This window comes from Thiofractor thiocamini (assembly GCF_055384375.1).
This window is the reverse complement of the sequence record NZ_AP042389.1, coordinates 278,547-294,230: the sequence shown is the minus strand read 5'-3', so window position 1 is coordinate 294,230 and position 15,684 is coordinate 278,547. Positions and strand designations below refer to the sequence as shown.

Here is a 15,684-nt window from a genome sequence, read left to right as displayed (position 1 = left end):
TTTGATCGATTAGCTTAAACCAAAAAAATATAATAAAACTTCAGCAGTAATGCCAAACAAAAATACCCACAGAATATTTATCTTATAATATTTGACAGCTATGAGTGCCCCTATCGCCCAAATATATGCCACAGGTGACACGAGACTGATTTTCCCCATGCTTAAAACAACAAAGAAAAGCATACCGGTAAAAGCGGACAATATGGCTTTAAGTGCTTTACGGATAAACATATAACTCTTAATCTTTGCATAAATTTCCGATATCACCAATGTATAAAAGAATGAAGGAAAAAACATACCCACAGTAGCCAATAAGCTTCCAATCAACCCGCCTACTTTGTATCCTATGAAAGTTGCTGTGATTAAAAATGGGCCTGGTGTAATCTGCCCAAAAGCTATACCGTCCGCAAACTGTTTGAGATTTAACCAGTGATGTGACAAAACAGCCTCTTGTTGAAGTAACGGCATGATTGTCATACCGTTGCCAAACGCTACCGCACCTACTTTGAACATTGATAAAAATAAAGTGCTAAGTTCACTTTTATACAATAAACCTAATGCAATGAATCCAATAAAAATCAAACCTATAAGCACTATATATGCCAAACGCCACTGCCATAAACCAGGTATGTTCGTATCTTGCGCTTGCATATCATTTTTTGTATTTGCATCTGCCTTATCTTTCCAAAAAAGAATGCTTCCCAAAAAAACAGCAAGAAGGATAAGCCAAAATGCATTGACTTTAAAAAGCATTAAAACAAATGCCACACCGGCAATAAATGCGGTTTTACCGTCACTTATATAGCGTTTTGAAAAATCAAGTGAAACATTGATGACAATACCCACAACCATCGCTTCAAGTACGATAAACATCGGGTGTACCCATGCAATATCACCATAAGTGAAATAGAGCCATGAAAGCAACAGCATCAAAACATATGATGGCAATACAAATAAAAATGTTGCTATCAAAGCACCCCAAAATCCCTTGATTTTATAAGCTGCATAAGTTGCGAGGTTGAACATAATGGGTCCGGGATACAACTGCACCATAGCCAAACCATCATCCATCTCTTTTTGAGAAAGCCATTTACGACCGATGATAAGTATTTTTAACTGTTGTAGCATAGCCATACTATAGGCAGTCAGTCCGATGATGAAAAAAGACCAAATCAGTTCTAAAAAAGATGGAGAGACTTGTGATTTCAATGCATTTTTATCTTCCAAGTGCTCCTCCTGAAAAATTAAAATTTTGTATATGCTGTGATATCATATGAAGATAATCATGCATATCAAAGTAGCCTATCATTGTCTCGAACATCATTCTCCAAAATAACTCTGCACATACAAATATAATCCAGAAAACAATCCAGAAAACTCTCTTTTTAGACGTTGGAAACGATATATAAAATTTTTCTATTTTTTTATACAATGTTTTAAACCAGGATATATTGGTGATTAGATAATTTCTAAAAAGATATATCATCACAGGAAATATGACTGCTCCGATATAATAGATGAAAATCAAAATATTTTGTGTTATGAAAGTGTTAAAACTTAAGATATTCCACATAAAAATTCTTTTATATTTATTTTATTCATCTATACCGCTTTTTGATATAACAACAGATATCATCCGAGATATTCCTTTAATCTCACAAGAGCTTCTCTTGTTTTCTCTTCATCTTCAACCAGTGCTATCCTTACATTTTCTCTGCCTTGATCGTCTCTTGAAAGAAAACTTCCTGGTATTACTTTCAAGTTTTTCTCTTTGTAAAGGTTTTTGGTAAATACTATGTCATTTTCCACTTCAAGCCAGATATAAAATGTAGCTTCGGGGATTTTGGTCCCAAGTATCTCTTGTGCAATGTCAAAGTTTTTCTTATATTTTTCTCTAAATACTTTCACGTGCTCTTCATCACTCCAAGCACTCGCTGCAGCATACTGCAAAGGGATAGGCACAGCACAACCTGTATATGTTCTATATTTTAGATAATCTTTGAGTATTTTTCCATCACCAGCGATAAATCCGCTTCTAAGCCCCGGTGCTGAACTTCTTTTTGATACGGAGTTTACTACGAGTATATTTTTAAAGCTATCATTTCCAAACTTTTTTGAAGCTTCAAGAAGTGAGGGCTGGGGCTTGTCAAAGTATATCTCACTATAACACTCATCATTCAATAAAACAAAATCCTCTTCCAAAGCAAGCTCAATCCAAGGCTTATACTCATCTATACTCATAGTTGACGAGGTCGGATTGTTGGGAAAGTTTAGTATCACCAAATCAGCTTCTTTTAACATTTTCCTATCTATTTGAGGCTTGTAATCATTCTCTTTTGTCAAGTTTATATAAAGGCTTTTCGCCCTGGATGCGATTGCGGCACCTTCATATATCTGGTAGAAAGGATTGGTATATGCCATAACGGGTGAGAGTTTGTCATATAAAAAAAATTGAGGAAAATTGAACAACACTTCTCTTGTACCAAAAGTAGGTATCAACTCATCATCTTTTAACTCTATATCAAATCTTTGTTTTACAAATTCCCTCATGCTCTCTTTCAAAAAATCTTCCCCTGAAGTTTTTGCATATTTGTTGAGATATTTTGAATTATCACTCAAGGTATCTTGTATAAACTTTGGAGTTTGAAACTGTGGCTCTCCTATAGTCAGGCTAAGTGGAGTTAAATTATCATTTGGCTTTATGTCTTGTAACAGTTTATTTAGTTTTTCAAACGGATATTCATTGAATTTTATCATAATACTCTCCACAAAATTCTTCTCTTTTTTGCATTTGTTGCACAAATCCCCAGTCTCTTTTCGCAATTCTTGGGATATTTTTATCGATACTAGCTATAAGCATCTCCTCTTTTTGACCTAACATATACTGTAGCTCTCCGCTAGGCGTCGCCAAAAAACTTTCACCGTAAAATTTCCAGGATATTTCTCTATCTGTAAATTCACCTATGCGATTTGCTCTTAGGATATAAGCACTATTTAAAAATGCTCTTATCTTCACAAGCTCCGCCCATCGTTTTTTTGAGCCGAAGGTACTGACTGTAGAAAGCAGTACCAAGTCAACTCTTTTTTTCAAAATTTTTAACCAAATCTCATCGAAATGAAGCTCAAAACCATTTAACGCGGCAACCTTCAAACCGTTATGATGAAATACCATAGGCATATAGTCACACTCCATCTCATTGTCAAAAAATTTCTCTTCATTCCAATGCTTATAGTTGATAAGATACTGCTGTTTTTTAAAGTATGTAGCCCTTGGAGTAAATCTTGCAACGGTTTTGTATATCTTATCTTTTTTGAACTGGACTATCGGGGCTACTATGGTGATACCATACTCACTCGATAACTCTTTTAGTATCCTTATCTTGTGCTTTGACTGCTCTTTTATCATACTTTTTGGCATCTTTTCAAGTTCTTTGAAAAAACTGTTGAGATTGTATTCTCCCAAAAGCACAAGCGATATATCTCGTTTTTTGCAAATCATCAGATAATAATCAAGCTTCGCTTTGCTCATAGGAAGAGTAGAGAGTTGAAGAGCGGCTATATTCAAGATATATCCTCACCATTTTGTGACAATTCTTCAAACTCCAGTTTTGCATTTTGAAGCATTTTTGAAGCCTCTTTTAACTCTTTTATGCCTTCTTTGTATAGTCTCATGCTCTCTTCAAGAGTAATTTCCGGATCCATTAACTTATCAAGTATCTCTTTGGATTTTTCTATCTTTTTTTCAAAATCATTTATCTTCATATCATACCTTTAGAACTCACGGGGACGCTCTATAATTTATACTCTAGATTTTATCGAAAAAGGACTTAAATTCCATTCAAAAATATGATATAATAATTTAGAATATTCAAAAAGGAGGTTTATATGCAAGTACATGAGTATCTGTTTAGATCGCCTTATCCAAACAGGATCCAAGTAGGAACTCCCGAAAACACTACACAAAAAAGTGATACATCCGCAAAAGGAGGCATAGAAGCACAAAATAAAAAAGTTCAAACCGATATAAAAAATGCTGAAGTAAAAGCTACAACAAACGATATCAAAACGACTAAAGGAACGAACAAGTTAGATATATACGCATAATTTTTTAGTTTTTGACCAATAAAAATATCGTAAAATAATGAAAAATAGTTCCTCCCAACACAAACAGATGCCATAATGCATGATTTAATTTTATGGATTGCTTGGCATAAAAGTATATACCCGCTGTATAAATGACGCCGCCTACAAACAAAAATATCATAGGAAGCCACCCCACATGCTCAACAAACGGTTTTATCGCAACCACTATAAGCCACCCCATGACACCATACAAAACTAAAGAAAACAGTTCAAATCTACGAGGATATACAACTTTTAAAAATATTCCCAAAAATGCCATAAACCAGATAACCCCGAAAAGTATCCACCCAAAAACACCTCTAACTCCCAGTATAACTACAGGAGTATATGTCGAAGCTATCAAAATATATATGGAAACATGATCTAGTATCTGTAATATGGACTTTGGTTTTTGTTGGGGAATAGCATGATAAAGAGTAGAAAATCCATACATTACCAAAAGCCCAATTCCAAATACTATGCTTGTAAGGACTTTTGAACTATCACCGCTGTATGCAGCCATAGTTATACCATCCCCAACTAAGGAGTATATATTTTAAACAAACATATTGTGTTATAGTGCGAGGCACGTTTTCGAAGTACTAGCCATAGCTAATTCGAGAAAATGTAACGAAGCAATATGATACAATATGTTTGCCTTTGGTAAAAGATAAGCTATCATCTGACTGCGTTAAAAGTTTTTGAATTACCTACAGGTAGTACTGCAAACTTTTGCCTTGCATATGACAGCTTCTCTTTTATTTAAAATATATACTCCTTAGTCGGGGATGGTATTCAAGCACACCAAATCCAAAAGTACTCAATAGCAGCCCAAATCCATGAGATACAGCATGCCAAATCTCTTCGAACAAAGAGAAATCATTCACACTTTTTTTCACAGGATCACATCTCCTAAAATTATCTTTTAATATTGAACCAGACTTTGTTGATATTATTAATTTACATGATAGTTAGCATATATACTACATTGTCGCTATAAATATATTTTGTGTAATATCAGCTGTTTTTTTATTTTATCAAATATGCGCTTAAATTAATACTCTTAAAACATACGAATATAATTATTATTGTACTTTTATAAAAATATCATACCTATACCCATGATTATAAACAATATACCTGAAATTTTATAAAAAATCTTAAGTTTTTCTTCTTCAAAAAACCAAGCTTTAGCGGTTTTTGATATATATCCGTAACCCATTAATGATAAAAATGATATAGACATGAAAGTTCCAGTCATGATAAAAAATTGTAAGAGCATATTGGCTTTTTGATTTATAAAAAGAGGAAAAACGGCAGTGAAAAATAGTATGGGCTTGGGGTTTGTTACAGCAACCAAAAATCCTTTTTTAAAAACTTCAAAAAGTGTTCTTTTAGTATGTTTTGTTATTTTTTTTAAATGTAAATGAGTATGTCGGTTTCTTATCTGCTTTATGCCTAAATATATCAGATAAATCGCTCCTATAATTTTTAAAATCATATAAAAGATAGGTGAACTTTTTATCAGTATTCCTACTCCAAACATTGCTACACTTGATAGCACAAAAAGCCCCAAGATATTTCCCAAAGTCTGAAAAAATAGTGCTTTTATATCCATTTGCATAGCCGTATTTATTGCAAGAAGTATGGCAGCTCCCGGACTTGTAATCGTAAAAAAAGATATAATCACATAATTGATATAGTCGTTTAATTCCATAATCGTAAGTATAGAATATTATTATAAAAAAAGATTGTAAAAAATTGCTATATCAATTTTGAAGGCGTATGACCGAAAAATTTTTTATAAGTATTGATAAAATGGGCTTGATCAGTAAAACCACACTTTAAAGCAACTTGAGAAAGAGGAAGATTTGATCTTATCAATTTTCTTGCATTGTTTATCTTTATATTTAGTATATATTGATATGGTGTAAGATTGAACTCTTTTTTAAATTCTCTTAGAAAATGATACTTGCTCAATCCCGTAAAAGCTACTATATTATCTAAGTTTATATCTTGATGATTGGCATTTTGATAAATATACATCAAAGCTTTTTTAAATTTTTTTGCATATGTTATTTTATCCTTGTAGCTCATTTTTATATAATTTTTAGATATATACTCTATGATTTTTTCCATACCTTTTTTTGTTTCGTAAACAAATCTGATATCTGAAAAAAGCTCTTCATCTTTTACATAGTTTTCAAAATCAACTATATATCGCAGTATATGTTTCATTTCAAATTTGCTTAAAACTATATTGATATGTTCCCAACTGCTCTTGTATATTTGATGATATTCATATGGATTGACTATCCTTATATCGCCCTTTTTAAAATTATAATTTATTCCTTCTATATCTACATTACACTCACCGCTTAAAACGGCTGATATGGAGTATGTATCATGAAAATGTTTTTTATATGAAATATTTGTAAAACTATTTTGTAAAATATACATTAGCTTTCTAGTGATGCTGATATATATGGTGTAAACTTATCTACTTCAACCAAAAAGGCATCATGCCCGTAGTCACTATCTATGCAGTGGTACTCTACCAACTCCTCTTTTCCTATATTTTTCATACTTTTTAAGATTTGTTCCATCTCTTCTTTAAAAAAGAGCTGATCACTTTTTATGGATAGTAGAGTTATCTTACTTTTTATGTGCGAAAGTGAGTCTTCCAAAGAGTCATAGTTTCTGCTTGCATCAAAGATATTGATAGCTTTTGTTATATAAAGGTAACTTAGAGGATCAAACCATTTGGAAAAATTATATCCGTTATAATCCAGATATCTCTCTACTTGAAATCTTCCAAAAAGCTCATACAAGCCCTCTGTTTCTACATAATTTCTTCCAAACTTCTTTTGCATAGAGTTTTCGCTTAAGTAGCTGATATGCCCGCTCATCCTACCTATCGCCAAACCGTCAAGTCCGTTTTCTCTTATCTCATCCACATCATACATACCGCCGTTAAATCTCGGATCTTTGATGATGGCTTCTCTAGCAACTTTATTAAATGCTATAGCCCAAGGTTGCGTTGCATAAGTGGATGCTATGATGATATTTCTTTTTGTAAAGTGAGGATACTCGACTGCGTAACAAAGTGCTTGCATACCTCCCATAGAGCCGCCTATGACAGCATGGGCTTCATAAATGCCAAGCGAATTTAAAAGACTTATCTGAGCTTTTACCATATCGCTTATAGTGATAACAGGAAATCTCAGTCTGTATGGCTCACTTGAAGGATATTTTGGAGACATAGGACCGGTAGATCCAAAGCAACTCCCTATGACATTTGTACATATCACAAAGTATTTCGTAGTATCGATACATTTGCCATCACCTATCATATCATCCCACCAACCTGGTTTTCTATCTCCCTCGTAAAGCCCGGCAGCATGATGAGAGCCGGTTAAGGCATGGCATACAACGATGACATTACTCTTATCTTCGTTCAATTCTCCGTATGTTTCATACGATATATCGTATGGTTCAAGAATCCTACCGCTTTCAAGATATAAAGGACTGGTAAAATGTTTTGTAGCGGTAGTTATCTTCACTTTTTATTTATCCGGTTTTCAATTGATATGATAATTCGGTGCTTCTCTTGTCACCATTACATCGTGCACATGGCTCTCTTTTAGTCCGGCTGAAGTAATCTCTACAAACTCTGCTTTTTCCTGATAATCTATGATATCTTTTGCACCGACATATCCCATAGAAGATCTCAAGCCTCCTATAAGTTGATGAATGACATCACCCACTTTTCCTCGATATGGCACTCTTCCCTCTATACCTTCAGGTACAAGTTTTTCCTGAGCGGTGCCTTCTTGAAAGTATCTATCACTGCTTCCTTTTTGCATAGCACCGATACTGCCCATACCACGATAATTTTTATACTGCCTTCCCTGGTACATGATAAGATCTCCCGGACTCTCATCGGTTCCGGCTAACAAGCTTCCTATCATCACCGAGCTTGCACCGACTGCCAAAGCTTTTGATATATCTCCGGAGTATCTTATACCACCGTCAGCTATGATAGGAACCCCGAGCTTTCTTCCTGCTTCACTGCACTCATCTATCGCACTTATCTGAGGTACTCCGACTCCGGCGACTATCCTTGTAGTACATATACTTCCTGGTCCGATTCCCACTTTTACCGCATCCGCTCCAGCGTCTACCAAAGCTTCAACTGCCTCTTTTGTTGCTACATTTCCGGCTATGATGTCTATACTAAGCTCTTTTTTTATCATTTTAACGGTATCTATGATACCTTTTGAGTGACCATGAGCTGAGTCAAGCACAAGTACATCAACTCCGGCTTCAACAAGCGCCTTAGCCCTGTCAAGCTGTCCAACCCCTATGGCAGCTCCGACTCTTAGTCTTCCGTCTTCATCTTTGTTTGCATTTGGGTACTCTTTTCTTTTTTTGATGTCTTTTATGGTTATAAGCCCAGCAAGTCTTCCATCTTCATCCACCAAAGGGATCTTTTCGACTTTATTTTTATGAAAAAGCTCTTCAGCCTCATCTATCGTAGTTCCTTTCATGGCAGTTATAAGAGGGGCTTTTGTCATATCCTCTTTTACTTTTTTGTCAAAATCCTTCTCAAATCTCAAATCCCTATTAGTTAAAATCCCTAAAAGCCTGTCATCTTTATCTACTACCGGAACTCCTGATATCTTATACTCCGCCATGATGGCAAGTGCTTCTTTTATCTTAGCATCAGGTCCTATCTTTATGGGATCGGATATAACTCCGCTTTCATTTTTCTTTACTTTTTTTACTTCGTGAACCTGAGAAGCTATATCCATATTTTTATGGATTATACCGATACCCCCTAATCTTGCCATAGCGATAGCCGCTCTATGTTCGGTAACCGTATCCATGGCCGCAGATACAAGAGGGATATTTAGAGGTATATTTTTTGTTAGCATTGTTTTTACATCGACCTCTTTGGGTAAAATTTCAGAGTACTTGGGTACCAACAAAATATCTTCAAAAGTTAGAGCTTTTTTTCTTATCCTCATGCAATTTTCCTTATTTTAGTAATCTCTCTAAAGCATAGGCTCCATCAAATAGAGTCTGCTCATCAAACGCTTTTGCTATAAACTGCCCTCCAACAGGCAAACCTTTACTATCAAATCCCACCGGCATCGAAATCCCGGGAAGTCCGGCAAGATTTACCGCTATGGTATATATATCTTCAAGATACATTTCAAGTGGATCTTTTATGCTTCCAAACTCAAAAGCAGTAGTTGGAGTTACGGGGGCAAAGATTAAATCCGCCTCTTTAAAAATCTCTTCAAACTCCTCTTTTATAAGATGTCTTGCTTTTTGAGCCTTTATATAGTAAGCATCATAGTATCCGCTGCTAAGCACGAAAGTTCCAAGAAGTATCCTTCTTTTTACCTCATCGCCAAACCCTTCGCCTCTTGTTTTTGCATACATCTCTTTTAAGCTTTGAGCTTCGGCTCTGTTTCCGTATCTTACACCATCATATCTACTTAAGTTTGCACTGGCTTCCGCGGTTGCTATGATATAGTAAGTCGCCACATCATACTTGGTATTTAGTCTGTTTTTATATACTATCTTGTGTCCGGCATTTTTTAGTGCTTCTATAGCCTCTTCAAGCTTTTTTCTTACATCTTCAATTGCACCCTCAAGATAATTTTCTATAACGGCTATGGTAAATTTTCTATCACTGTTTAGATTTGATGCGACAGGTTTATACTCTACATTTGCACTAGTGGAGTCTCTTCTGTCATGTCCACTTATGATGTCATAAAGAATTGCACTATCTTCAACATTTTGAGTAAAAGGACCTATCTGATCAAGCGAACTTGAAAATGCACTAAGTCCATATCTGCTTACTCTTCCATAAGTCGGCTTCATTCCCACACATCCACAAAATGCCGCAGGCTGTCTTATACTTCCACCGGTATCACTACCAAGAGCCGCTATGGCTATACCGGCTCCTACTGCCGCTGCACTTCCGCCGCTACTGCCTCCCGGTACCCGATTTGGATCATATGGATTTCTTGTTTTTCCATAAAATGAAGTCTCAGTTGAGCTTCCCATGGCAAATTCATCCATGTTGCATCTACCAAATGGGGAAAGTCCCGCTTTTTTTAAGTTTTCTATGACTCCCGCATCATAAGGAGCTATGTAGCCTTGAAGTATATTGGATGCGCAAGTTACACTCCAGTTTTTTACTTGGATATTATCTTTTATAGCTATAGGCACACCTTCACCACTTGTAGAAATCTCTTCATTTATCAACTGCTCTACATAGGCACCAAGCTCTTTTTTCTCTTTTATTTTTTGTGCTAAATCTTTTCTAACCTCTTTTAACTCTTCCTTATCCAAAGAGAGTGCTTCTTTCAATGTTATCACTTATTTTCTCCTTTTTTTACGAGGTAAATACCAATGCCTATAAATATGAATATAACAACTATAGTTCCAATGATAAAGCTAAATTCAACAGGTTTTGAAAGCATCATGCCTCACAACTTCTTTGCTCTTTTTTTCCGCTGCATCTTGCACAAAGTTCGCCTTCAACCTTGGCTCTTTGTTTCCAACATCTTGGACATTTGTATCTTTTTGCATAGTAGATTTTAAATTCATCTTCGCCTACACTAAAACTTTTTATAGGCTCATCATCTATCTTGCAAATTATATTGCTTACCGTAAACCAATCTTCCCCGTCAGCTCCGCTTAGTTTTGCAAGCTCTTTTGAGTCGCTATAGAGTACCAATTCAAGAGTTGATTTTATCTTCTTATCTTTTTTAAGCTCATCAACTATCTCGAAAAATTTCTCTCTTGCTTCAAGCATATAATCCTCATCAAACACTGGTTCAACTTCAGGCAACTCTTCATAAACAAGATCAAAAACATCTTCCATATCTCCTTTGATGACTTTTGGAGAGTGTTCAAGTATCTCATCTGCGCTATAAGTTAGAACAGGAGCTATCAGTCCAAGCATACTTTTGGCTATCAAAGCCATAGCACTTTGACTGGCCCTTCTTGTATCACTATCTTTTGGATCACAGTAGAGTCTGTCTTTTGAAATATCAAGATAAACACCGCTTAAGTGATTTGTTATAAAGTGGCTTAAAAGTGAAAGACCTTTTGAAAAATCATACTCATCAAATGCCTCTTTAACTTCGCCAAAAACTCTACTTGCTTTATTGACTATCCAACTGTCTATAGGGGAGAATTTATCTGTACTTATGATCTCTTCCAAGTCATCGACATTGGCAAGTAAAAATCTAAAGGTATTTCTTATCTTTCTATACTGCTCTGAAACTTGTTTTAGTATCGTTTCGCTTATCTTAAGGTCTCCACTATAATCACTCATACCAACCCAAAGTCTAAGGATTTCAACTCCATACTTTTTAGCTACATCACTTGGAGCTACGACATTTCCTTTGGATTTACTCATCTTTTCGCCCTTCTCATCGACGGTAAATCCATGAGTTAAGATAGTTTTATAAGGAGCATGTGCATTTATAGCTGTACTTACAAGAAGTGAGCTTTGAAACCAACCTCTGTGCTGATCACTTCCTTCAAGATACATATCAGCCGGATAATCTCCCGCGTCATACTCATCGCTTAGAAGAACGGCTTTCCAAGTCGATCCGCTATCAAACCAAACATCAAGTATATCAAGAACTTTTGTCAAATTTTTTGGATCATATTTGCTGTTTTTGGGTAGCAACTCTTCTATGCTCATATCCCACCAGGCATCAGCACCTTTTGTTTCAAAGATATCTGCAACATGGTCTAAAATCTCACTATCAAATATCGGCTCACCCGTACTTTTATCTCTAAAAAATGCTATCGGCACACCCCAGTCTCTTTGTCTGCTTATACACCAATCAGGTCTGTTTTCTATCATTGAAGAGAGTCTTTTTTCTCCGGCCGGAGGATAAAACTTCACTTTTTTTATCTCACTTGATGCTTGCTCTCTTAAAGAATCGCCCTCTTTGTCCATCGCTATAAACCACTGCTTTGTAGCTCTATAGATAACAGGCTTATGGGTTCTCCAACAGTATGGATAAGAGTGGGTAAATCTTGAGGATTTTAAAAGCGCATCTCCAAGAAGTTCTAAGATCTTATCATTTGCGCTAAAAACATGCATTCCGACAAACTCCTTAGGATTTGGAAGTAACTTTTTCCTTACAACCGTTTCATCATAAAGCCCGTCTTCATCAACCGGCATGATAACATCTATGCCATATCTTAAAGAAACTCTGTAGTCATCTTCTCCATGACCGGGAGCCGTGTGAACGCATCCGCTACCGCCACTCATCTCGACATGCTCACCTAGTATCACTTTTGAGTCTCTACCGTTTAGCGGATTGATAGCGACTTTACCTTCAAGCTCTTTTGAAGTAAAAGTTTTGACAATACTACCTTTTACAACTTCTTGCTCTATAAGTGAGTCAAAAAGTTTCTTTGCGACTATAAAACCGTCACTTGTTAATGCGTACTCTTCTTCAGGATTTAAAGCTATAGCTTGATTTGCAGGAAGTGTCCAAGGAGTAGTCGTCCATATTATGATACTTGCATCACCCTCTATGCCAAGCTCTTTTTTTGACTTATCACTGAGTTTGAAAGCAACAAATATAGAGTAATCCTCTTTATCCTGATACTCCACTTCAGCTTCAGCCAGAGCCGTCTTTGCAGCCCATGACCAAAATATCGGCTTGCTTCTTTCAACCAATAACCCTTTTTTTGCTATATCGCACAATGCTCTGTAGATATCCGCTTCGAAATGAAACTTCATAGTTAAGTATGGATTGTCCCAATCACCTACAACCCCAAGAGCTTTAAACTCCTCTTTTTGGATTTTATAAAATTTAGTAGCATGCTCACGGCACAACTCTCTTATCTTACTTTTTGGAAGAGTATCTTTTTTTGCCTTTCCTATCTTTTTTTCAACTTGCTGCTCTATAGGAAGCCCGTGACAATCCCATCCCGGGACATATCTAACATTTTCACCGAAGAAGTAGTGTTTTTTTACAATGATATCTTTTAGGATTTTATTTAGGGCATGACCTATATGGATATGGCCGTTTGCATAAGGAGGACCGTCATGAAGAGTAAAACTCTTTTTTGCATCTTTTCTGTTTCTTTTCATCTTTTCATAAACATTTTTCTCTTCAAACCAGGATTTGTATCTTTTTGGTTCGTTTTGAGGCAGGTTTCCCCTCATAGAAAAAGTGGTCTTTGGCAAAAGCAAACTATCTTTGTAATCCATAAACTTAACTCCTGTAAAATAATGGAGCTTATTTTATCCAAAAAGGTATTAAAATATGTTAAACCTCATAAATGGTGTGATATAATTAAGTACTTTTATTCAAAGGAAAAAGTATGAAAACAGCTTTAGTCACCATAGGGGAAGAGATAAAATACAATGACGCATTAAATGACTATATACACAGAGAGATAACAGATCGTCTAAAAAAACTTGACATAGTCTACAGACTAGAAGGAAGCGACAAAGATCTTTTTTTACTCATTGAAGATATCCTGCAAAAATGCAGTGATGTCGTGATAGCCACTGATGAAAAAAACTTTAATATAACCGGTAAAATACTTTCAACTTTGCACAGTGACTCTTTGGTTCTTAAAAATGATATGCTTCTACCATCTAAAAGTGTAGTTTATGACGAGGGGAGTTACTTGATGGAAGATGAAAACAACAGGATAAATGTACTTAGAATAAAAGAAGATGAAAAGCTTCCAAAAATTCTTTTAAAAGAGAGAAAAGATATAAAATTTATCAATATTTTTGATATGGATAAAGAATCCTGCGAAATACTTCTCATGCCGATTGCTGAAAATTTTGAAATCAAAGTAAAAATCATCAAGATCATAGAAGGTTGGAATCTTGTAAAACTAGAGAGTTTGAAATATGGACAGATAAACAATTTCATAGATTCCGCCATTCAACTACTCCCGGATAAAGTAATCCCCAAGCAGGATGTCTTTTCTCATATAACTTACAAATTGATTGAAAACGATATCAAGATATCCACTGCCGAGAGTTGTACGGGAGGATTGCTTTCAAGTACACTCATAAGATATAGTGGGGTATCCAACATCATAAACGGCAATCTTGTAACTTATGCGAACGATATCAAAGAAGCATGGCTTGGAGTAAGTAGCCAAACTCTTGAAACCTTTGGAGCGGTCAGCGAAGAGTGTGTGGATGAAATGCTTGAGGGCGCATTAAATGTCAGTAACTCTGACATATCCATAGCCATAAGCGGGATAGCAGGACCAACCGGAGGAGCAAAGGAAAAACCGGTCGGCACTGTTTACATCGGTGTAAAAAGTAAACAAAACGGTCAAATCATAAAAAAAGTTCATTTAAAAGGAGATAGGATATATATACAAAAACAAGCGGTTTTATATGCCGCAAAATTGTTACTCGAGTTAGAAAAAAATATTTTTTTCGTAAACAGATAAAAAACCCTTGACAAATGATATTTTTTTCTCTATAATTTCAACTCCATTTCAAATGGTACGGGTGACTCCTTAGCTCAGCTGGTAGAGCATCTCCCTTTTAAGGAGGTGGCCGTTGGTTCGAATCCAACAGGGGTCACCATTTTTTTTGAAATTGATTTAAATAGACCCCATCGTCTAGTGGCCCAGGACCCCGCCCTTTCACGGCGGTAACAGGGGTTCAAATCCCCTTGGGGTCGCCATCTTTTGATGGTCAAAAGTCCTGGACAATTCTTTGGTCGCTTAGCTCAGTTGGTAGAGCGCCACCCTTACAAGGTGGATGTCAGAAGTTCGAGTCTTCTAGCGACCACCATATCCACAAGGTAGCGGCGGTAGTTCAGCTGGTTAGAATACCGGCCTGTCACGCCGGGGGTCGCGAGTTCGAGTCTCGTCCGCCGCGCCACTTTCAATCAAAATTTTTGGAAATAGTATGTCATATATCTATATAGGTATAATTATCCTCTTTGTCATCGCCTTACTTGCTGTAGGCTTCGTAATGGACAAAGAAGATGTCAACGATCATGACGATAATCAGTGACATCATCAATATGTAACACTGCAATTCTACTTCAATAGTTTTAAAGCTTCCATTTCATCAAAATTTTTATATATCTTAGCAATGTTTTGTATATCTTTTATGATATAGTTTCTGTTTTTAACTTTTTGTTTTAAGAGAGCAAATGCTTTTTGAGCCTCTTTTGGTTTGTTTTCAAGTAAATTTGCCAAACCCAAGTACTCTGCTGCATAATATTGGTGCAAATCAATAGCTTTTTTTGCATTGATTTTTGTATTCTTTATATCTCCTCCCAGCAAAAAGTATTCTGCTGCTTTATCATAAACTTTAGCTTCAGCACTGTTTTTTGCATAAGCCAAACAACTTTTCTGATAGGTTATATCATGTTGTTTATACACATAGTAGTCGCACCTTATCTTCTCTTTGTCAAATTTGCAATTGCAAGCGTACAAAGCCAAACTTGAAACAAAAGCAGTGATAAAAAATTTTTTCATAAGATACCTTTATAGTCAGTAATATCGATATTTTACTAT

Annotated in this window: 15 protein-coding genes and 4 tRNA genes; 6 read left to right on the top strand and 13 right to left on the bottom strand. The window is 35.8% G+C overall.

What is annotated here, in order from left to right; translation table 11 throughout:
- Positions 1–9: 9 nt before the first annotated feature.
- The 5 genes from chrA to xseB are packed head-to-tail and all read right to left on the bottom strand — an operon-like array spanning position 10 to position 3,762.
- Positions 10–1,227, bottom strand: coding sequence for a chromate efflux transporter (gene chrA / locus ACZ47B_RS01465; protein ID WP_464894905.1), 1,218 nt, complete (start codon positions 1,225–1,227; stop codon positions 10–12).
- Complete coding sequence (locus ACZ47B_RS01460) at positions 1,217–1,573, bottom strand: DUF4282 domain-containing protein (RefSeq protein ID WP_464894904.1); 357 nt, start codon at positions 1,571–1,573, stop codon at positions 1,217–1,219. Before ACZ47B_RS01460 ends, chrA begins: the two co-directional genes overlap by 11 nt.
- Positions 1,574–1,632: 59 nt before the next feature.
- Positions 1,633–2,754 carry a succinyldiaminopimelate transaminase gene (locus ACZ47B_RS01455; RefSeq protein ID WP_464895739.1) on the bottom strand — a complete coding sequence of 374 codons (1,122 nt, stop codon included), beginning with the start codon at positions 2,752–2,754 and terminating at the stop codon, positions 1,633–1,635.
- Positions 2,741–3,565 (bottom strand): carbon-nitrogen hydrolase family protein, encoded by an 825-nt coding sequence (locus ACZ47B_RS01450; protein ID WP_464894903.1) that lies wholly within the window; start codon positions 3,563–3,565, stop codon positions 2,741–2,743. Before ACZ47B_RS01450 ends, ACZ47B_RS01455 begins: the two co-directional genes overlap by 14 nt.
- Positions 3,562–3,762 carry an exodeoxyribonuclease VII small subunit gene (xseB, locus tag ACZ47B_RS01445; protein WP_464894902.1) on the bottom strand — a complete coding sequence of 67 codons (201 nt, stop codon included), beginning with the start codon at positions 3,760–3,762 and terminating at the stop codon, positions 3,562–3,564. Before xseB ends, ACZ47B_RS01450 begins: the two co-directional genes overlap by 4 nt.
- Before the next feature lie 123 nt (positions 3,763–3,885).
- On the opposite strand from xseB, the gene ACZ47B_RS01440 reads away from it, so the two are divergent.
- On the top strand, positions 3,886–4,104 hold the full coding sequence (locus tag ACZ47B_RS01440; protein WP_464894901.1) for a hypothetical protein: 219 nt from the start codon (positions 3,886–3,888) through the stop codon (positions 4,102–4,104).
- A 4-nt stretch (positions 4,105–4,108) separates the two neighbouring features.
- Here ACZ47B_RS01440 and trhA read toward each other — a convergent pair whose 3' ends face one another.
- The 7 genes from trhA to ileS all read right to left on the bottom strand — a co-directional run bounded on the left by trhA (position 4,109) and on the right by ileS (position 13,387).
- Positions 4,109–4,645 carry a PAQR family membrane homeostasis protein TrhA gene (gene trhA / locus ACZ47B_RS01435; RefSeq protein WP_464894900.1) on the bottom strand — a complete coding sequence of 179 codons (537 nt, stop codon included), beginning with the start codon at positions 4,643–4,645 and terminating at the stop codon, positions 4,109–4,111.
- Positions 4,646–5,218: 573 nt separating this feature from the next.
- Positions 5,219–5,839 carry a LysE family translocator gene (locus ACZ47B_RS01430; RefSeq protein ID WP_464894899.1) on the bottom strand — a complete coding sequence of 207 codons (621 nt, stop codon included), beginning with the start codon at positions 5,837–5,839 and terminating at the stop codon, positions 5,219–5,221.
- A 47-nt stretch (positions 5,840–5,886) separates the two neighbouring features.
- On the bottom strand, positions 5,887–6,582 hold the full coding sequence (locus tag ACZ47B_RS01425; protein ID WP_464894898.1) for a helix-turn-helix domain-containing protein: 696 nt from the start codon (positions 6,580–6,582) through the stop codon (positions 5,887–5,889).
- Positions 6,582–7,685, bottom strand: coding sequence for a homoserine O-acetyltransferase MetX (gene metX / locus ACZ47B_RS01420; RefSeq protein ID WP_464894897.1), 1,104 nt, complete (start codon positions 7,683–7,685; stop codon positions 6,582–6,584). Before metX ends, ACZ47B_RS01425 begins: the two co-directional genes overlap by 1 nt.
- Positions 7,686–7,703: 18 nt before the next feature.
- A complete protein-coding gene (gene guaB / locus ACZ47B_RS01415; protein ID WP_464894896.1) occupies positions 7,704–9,152 on the bottom strand; it encodes an IMP dehydrogenase in 1,449 nt (482 codons plus the stop codon).
- 10 nt (positions 9,153–9,162) lie between these two features.
- On the bottom strand, positions 9,163–10,518 hold the full coding sequence (gatA, locus tag ACZ47B_RS01410; RefSeq protein WP_464894895.1) for an Asp-tRNA(Asn)/Glu-tRNA(Gln) amidotransferase subunit GatA: 1,356 nt from the start codon (positions 10,516–10,518) through the stop codon (positions 9,163–9,165).
- Between the two features lie 103 nt (positions 10,519–10,621).
- Positions 10,622–13,387 (bottom strand): isoleucine--tRNA ligase, encoded by a 2,766-nt coding sequence (gene ileS / locus ACZ47B_RS01405; RefSeq protein ID WP_464894894.1) that lies wholly within the window; start codon positions 13,385–13,387, stop codon positions 10,622–10,624.
- Between the two features lie 113 nt (positions 13,388–13,500).
- Between ileS and ACZ47B_RS01400 the strand changes: the two genes are divergently transcribed.
- From ACZ47B_RS01400 to ACZ47B_RS01380, 5 genes are all read left to right on the top strand, one after another.
- Complete coding sequence (locus ACZ47B_RS01400; RefSeq protein ID WP_464894893.1) at positions 13,501–14,601, top strand: CinA family protein; 1,101 nt, start codon at positions 13,501–13,503, stop codon at positions 14,599–14,601.
- A gap of 63 nt (positions 14,602–14,664) precedes the next feature.
- A tRNA-Lys gene (locus ACZ47B_RS01395) sits at positions 14,665–14,740 on the top strand.
- A gap of 24 nt (positions 14,741–14,764) precedes the next feature.
- Positions 14,765–14,840, top strand: a tRNA-Glu gene (locus ACZ47B_RS01390).
- A 34-nt stretch (positions 14,841–14,874) separates the two neighbouring features.
- Positions 14,875–14,950 (top strand) — tRNA-Val (locus ACZ47B_RS01385).
- A 13-nt stretch (positions 14,951–14,963) separates the two neighbouring features.
- Positions 14,964–15,040 (top strand) — tRNA-Asp (locus tag ACZ47B_RS01380).
- A 161-nt stretch (positions 15,041–15,201) separates the two neighbouring features.
- Here ACZ47B_RS01380 and ACZ47B_RS01375 read toward each other — a convergent pair.
- Complete coding sequence (locus ACZ47B_RS01375; protein WP_464894892.1) at positions 15,202–15,645, bottom strand: hypothetical protein; 444 nt, start codon at positions 15,643–15,645, stop codon at positions 15,202–15,204.
- Positions 15,646–15,684: the final 39 nt, after the last annotated feature.

Excerpts from the sequence above, each read along its gene's own strand:
- trhA (WP_464894900.1), bottom strand. The coding sequence starts at position 4,645 with ATGGCTGCATACAGCGGTGATAGTTCAAAAGTCCTTACAAGCATAGTA.
- ACZ47B_RS01440 (WP_464894901.1), top strand. The coding sequence starts at position 3,886 with ATGCAAGTACATGAGTATCTGTTTAGATCGCCTTATCCAAACAGGATC.
- guaB (WP_464894896.1), bottom strand. The coding sequence starts at position 9,152 with ATGAGGATAAGAAAAAAAGCTCTAACTTTTGAAGATATTTTGTTGGTA.
- ACZ47B_RS01430 (WP_464894899.1), bottom strand. The coding sequence starts at position 5,839 with ATGGAATTAAACGACTATATCAATTATGTGATTATATCTTTTTTTACG.
- ACZ47B_RS01400 (WP_464894893.1), top strand. The coding sequence starts at position 13,501 with ATGAAAACAGCTTTAGTCACCATAGGGGAAGAGATAAAATACAATGAC.
- ACZ47B_RS01460 (WP_464894904.1), bottom strand. The coding sequence starts at position 1,573 with ATGTGGAATATCTTAAGTTTTAACACTTTCATAACACAAAATATTTTG.
- ACZ47B_RS01375 (WP_464894892.1), bottom strand. The coding sequence starts at position 15,645 with ATGAAAAAATTTTTTATCACTGCTTTTGTTTCAAGTTTGGCTTTGTAC.
- ileS (WP_464894894.1), bottom strand. The coding sequence starts at position 13,387 with ATGGATTACAAAGATAGTTTGCTTTTGCCAAAGACCACTTTTTCTATG.
- xseB (WP_464894902.1), bottom strand. The coding sequence starts at position 3,762 with ATGAAGATAAATGATTTTGAAAAAAAGATAGAAAAATCCAAAGAGATA.
- ACZ47B_RS01425 (WP_464894898.1), bottom strand. The coding sequence starts at position 6,582 with ATGTATATTTTACAAAATAGTTTTACAAATATTTCATATAAAAAACAT.